Annotated in this window: 3 protein-coding genes and 2 pseudogenes; 3 read left to right on the top strand and 2 right to left on the bottom strand. The window is 69.6% G+C overall.

The genetic code is table 11. From position 1 onward, the window contains the following. Positions 1-1220: 1220 nt before the first annotated feature. From ACFV7Q_RS38485 to ACFV7Q_RS38475, 3 genes and pseudogenes are all read left to right on the top strand, one after another. Positions 1221-1495: pseudogene (locus ACFV7Q_RS38485) on the top strand (IS481 family transposase); the annotation flags it as partial. Positions 1496-2264: 769 nt separating this feature from the next. Further along, positions 2265-2372: pseudogene (locus ACFV7Q_RS38480) on the top strand (IS982 family transposase); the annotation flags it as partial. Positions 2373-2608: 236 nt separating this feature from the next. Further along, positions 2609-3184 carry a hypothetical protein gene (locus ACFV7Q_RS38475; protein ID WP_385435608.1) on the top strand — a complete coding sequence of 192 codons (576 nt, stop codon included), beginning with the start codon at positions 2609-2611 and terminating at the stop codon, positions 3182-3184. On the opposite strand, the gene ACFV7Q_RS38470 is transcribed toward ACFV7Q_RS38475, so the two are convergent. Together ACFV7Q_RS38470 and ACFV7Q_RS38465 are read right to left on the bottom strand one after the other, a co-directional pair. After that, entirely contained in the window at positions 3160-3450 is a 291-nt protein-coding gene (locus tag ACFV7Q_RS38470) for a hypothetical protein (RefSeq protein WP_385435607.1), read from the bottom strand. The genes ACFV7Q_RS38475 and ACFV7Q_RS38470 overlap by 25 nt on opposite strands. After that, positions 3447-3803, bottom strand: coding sequence for a hypothetical protein (locus tag ACFV7Q_RS38465; RefSeq protein ID WP_385435606.1), 357 nt, complete (start codon positions 3801-3803; stop codon positions 3447-3449). The genes ACFV7Q_RS38470 and ACFV7Q_RS38465 overlap by 4 nt, the downstream gene beginning before the upstream one ends. Positions 3804-3947: the final 144 nt, after the last annotated feature.

The raw sequence follows: 3947 nt of genomic DNA, 5'->3' as shown, positions 1-3947 counted from the left end.
GAGTTCTCAAGGAACGGACGCTTCCTTCGTACTCACCCTCTCGGGCTTTCCTCCGGGCTTTCGTTCTTCGTTTCCGACTCTATCAGACTCTTTCGTGTCCGATTCCCGGTCGAAGCGGGTTTGCTTTTCAGGGCTTCGCTTTCGCGTTTCCCTTTCCGGCGAGACCGACTCTATCAGAAGTTTTCCACCGGATTTCCCGGCTTCGGATTCCTGAACAAGGAGTCGACTGCGCACCCGAGGAATCAGATTCAGCGGGTGTCAGGATCTTGCTTGTGGGTTGTCGCCGAACTCTTCCGTTCCAGGCAACCGCTACATCCTACAACCTGCCGCGGTGGGTGTCAAAGGTCCTGCTCCACCCCTGCCGCCACTCAAGCCACCACCTGTCGACGCACCACCTCCGTGTTCCAGACGGGTGCGAACGCGGACGTACAGCCGGGGCGTCGGGCGCCCTTGAGCGCCTCCAGGCGATCACGGTTGTCGCGGGCCCGCGCAGGGTACTCCGTGCGTTAGATCCCGATCTGGGCCAGCAGGCGGTCCGGGGCGACCGCCATCTCTCCTCGATGACGTCGCGCAGCATGACGTCCAGCTCGCCCCGCACGAACGCCTTCGGTCGGCAGCTCAGGACCGCAACGTTCACGAAAAGCGTGGTGGTCGCCGTGCTGCTCGTTGACCGCGCGCCTCCGGATCTTCGATCGAGCCGGCCAGGTCGGCCATCATCTCGGCCAGCGCAGCCTCCTCCCCGCCTGGCGCGGGTCCGCCGTCCGGCGTGGTCCCACCACTGGATCCACCGGGTAGGGCAGGGCCGTCCCGCTCGCCCAGACCGGCGCTGAGCCTTGCCGCCGGGAGCACGGCCGTTGTCGTCCGCGGTCTCCAACTGGCTGAGCACCCGCATCGGAGGCATGACGGGCAGAGGCGCCGCTTCAGCGCGTAGGCCGCTGGCTGCGAGCCGAAGTGCATCAGAGGGTCAGGAGCAGTGGGCGGCAGCAACGAGGGTGGCGTGCCGGTGCCAGCCGGCGAACGAGCGGCCCTCGAAGTGGTCCAGGTCCGGAGCGGTCTTCAGCGCGCGGTTTGCGTGCTCGATCCGCCGACGGCCTCTCGCCAGCCGGATCAAGTCCTGGGGAATGTTCGTGGGCAGGCGGGAGATCCAGTAGTCCAGTGTTCCGGCTCGCCCTTTGGCATGGGGCGATCAGCCAGGCCAGAGGGATCGTGCCGCCAGCCGCGGCGACGCCGGACTCGCCGACCGCCCCCAGCCGGCCCCGCACGACTCCGCACCGCACCGCCGTCGAAACCGCGTCTGCCAGCTGCGGCAGACCCGCAAACTCGGACCCGCCCGGATCGGTCCGATCCTGGACTGCCCGTCTCGACCGTCCACCGCATCCTCAGCCGCCAACGCCTGCGGCCCGCCTTCTCGGACCGGCCCACCGGACAGCCCGTCCGACGCTCCGAACGGGCCCGGCCGGGCGAGGTGGCCCACCTCGACGTCAGGAAGCTAGGAACGCGCACCTACCGGCCCCACACCAACGGCAGAGATCGAACGCTTCTCCCGCACTCGGCGGACAACCACCGATCAGCCGCGTCAGCAACCCTGCGGGTCATTACACCCAGAGCCGGGTCACGGTCCAGTCGCTCCTGCGTCCTGCGGTTAGGACATGGTCGCGCAAGAGGACGGGGCGGTGCGGTAGCGGGGCAGCGGCCGGGGGCCGAGCACGGCCCCGCCCTATTCGGGCTGGTGGGCACCGCATCCCACCACCAGCGGCCGCACCGAGGCCACTGGCCGCCAAGCCAGCCGGGCCCGCTCCTCCAACCGACCCCCGACAGCCGCAAGCCCCCCGCCTCAGACAGCCAGCGAACGCCGCGAAGCGCACGTTCTCCGCCGCCCACGGGCGGCGAGGACGGGTTCCGTGCAGGCTCAAGGGGCGGAGCCCGGTCGGGTCGGCCTCGGTGCTACGACGACCTGGTGGGCGTCGGGGTGGGCACCGCGGCCACCAGCGCGTCGGTCGCCAGCGGCCGGGCTGCCCGGCAATCCCCCGAGCCGGACCGGTTCGTTCTTGCGGTCCGGTCGCACCAGGTGGACCCCCAGCCGCTCGTCCAGCAATGGCTCGAACTCCTTCCCGGCGATGCCCTGTCGGCCAGGAGCACCTGCCCCGCGCGGACGAGGCGGTGGTCGCGTTTTGCAGCAGCGCGGCCATCACCTCCCGCTCGCTGGGTTTCGCACCTGGCCAGGCACCAGGTGACCGGTATGGACCGAGGCTGTGGCCCGGCAGGTGCCCACCTCGGACCTCGCCGGGCACTGTGGCTACGGCTACTGCCGCTCCCACTCCCGCTTCTTCTGGGGCTTCCGGCTCTACCCGGCCACCACCGCGGAGGGCTTGTCGGGGGACGGCTGTGGCAGGTAGCGGAACAGGTGTCCCAGGCGGGCTGGGCGAAGCGGATCCAGTCCCGGGCGGGGGCGTGCATCCAGTGACAAGGCGGCACGCGGTCGTCGGTGAACACGTGCAGTGCCGCCAAGCAGGGCGTCCAGGTTCGTCGTCACACACGAGCCAAGGGGCGCCCTTCGCCATGGTCGAGGCCAGCACGAACATCGGACTCACTCATCTAGCCTCCGGGGGTGATCACCAATGAGGATGATGCTGCCGTGTGGGACCGACTGGCTTCGATGCTGTCGGCGGGTGCCGCCCAGGCCGTGAGGGACTGCTGGGCCATCGGCGAGCAGGAGGCCGGGCTGGGCATGCTCGTCGCGGGCCTCCTCGACGAGGGGACGGCCATCAGTGAGACGGCTCGGGCGGAGCTTGCGGTCGTCGCTGAGACTTGGGGCGAACGGGAGAACCTCATGCCGCAGCTCCTGCGGTGCCGGGGGGACGGCCGGCAGGCCGACGTACAGCTCATCGAGGTGGAGACGGTCATCAACGGAGCTGATCTGGCGAGCAGTGGAGGGCTGGAGGATCTGCTCCTGGTGCCGTGGGTCAGCTGTACGCGCTGCGGGCAGGTCCTCATGCGGGCCCACGCCCTGGAGCCGTGGGGGAACCTCTCGTACATCGCCCGGCACTACGCGATCGTGTCGCCGGACCGCGGACGGGTCCTGCGCGTGTTCTCCGACGACTCCGCTGACGAGTCCTTCTGCGTGCTCCTGCACGACTGCCCGCGAGCTGAGCCGGCGGGTCAGAGGTTGACGCGCTTGAGGTAGACGCGGCTGCGGTGCGGGATGGTCTGGTACCAGAGCATCAGGTGCTCGTCCTCGTACGTCCGCAGCCGCATCGGGTGCGGGTCCTCGTACAGGCTGCCGTCCTTGGGGTCGATGCCCATGGACGCCAGGTCCACCAGGCCGTCCATGACGGCTCCGACGAGGCTTTGGTGCGCCGCCGGCATGTCGCCCAGGACCCACACGCGGCTGGGGTCGCACTCCCAGGCCCAGCCGTCGTCGCCCTCGACGCCTTCGCCCCGCGGGCTCACTGACCGATTTCCCGCTGCGCCTCGGCGAGGATGCGGCTGCTGGTCTCCATCGCGGCCTGGAACGCCTCCTCGGTGGAGGCAGGGTCGCCGGCGACGCGTTCTGCTTCGCGGAGGGCTGCTGCCCGCGCCGGCCACCGGTGGATCGCGACGTGCGTGGCCCACTTGATCAGGAAGAACCGCAGGGGATTGATCGCCCCGGTTTCGGCTGCCCGGTCGAAGGCTTCGTTGCATTCCCGGTCGAGCACGGCGAGGCTCGCCATGTCGATCCGTCGAACGGCGTCCCGCAGGGCCTCGCGCGTCATGGCCGGTTGGGGGATGAGCGGCCCGCCGTCTTCCACGTGCTGTGCTGTCATCGAATCCTCCGGGGGAACGCGGCCAGGATACCGAGCGGGCCGCGGGCTTGCCCGTGAACGCAGAAAAGCCCCGCACCGAACCCCCAGAAGGGGCTGGTGCGGGGCTTCCCGCAATGATTGTTCGGCGGCGTCCTACTCTCCCAC

Source organism: Streptomyces sp. NPDC059851, from assembly GCF_042732005.1.
GTDB lineage: Bacteria > Actinomycetota > Actinomycetes > Streptomycetales > Streptomycetaceae > Streptomyces.
The sequence above is the reverse complement of the archived record's forward strand: the minus strand, read 5'-3'. Positions and strand labels throughout refer to the sequence as shown.

Excerpts from the sequence above, each read along its gene's own strand:
- ACFV7Q_RS38465 (WP_385435606.1), bottom strand. The coding sequence starts at position 3,803 with ATGACAGCACAGCACGTGGAAGACGGCGGGCCGCTCATCCCCCAACCG.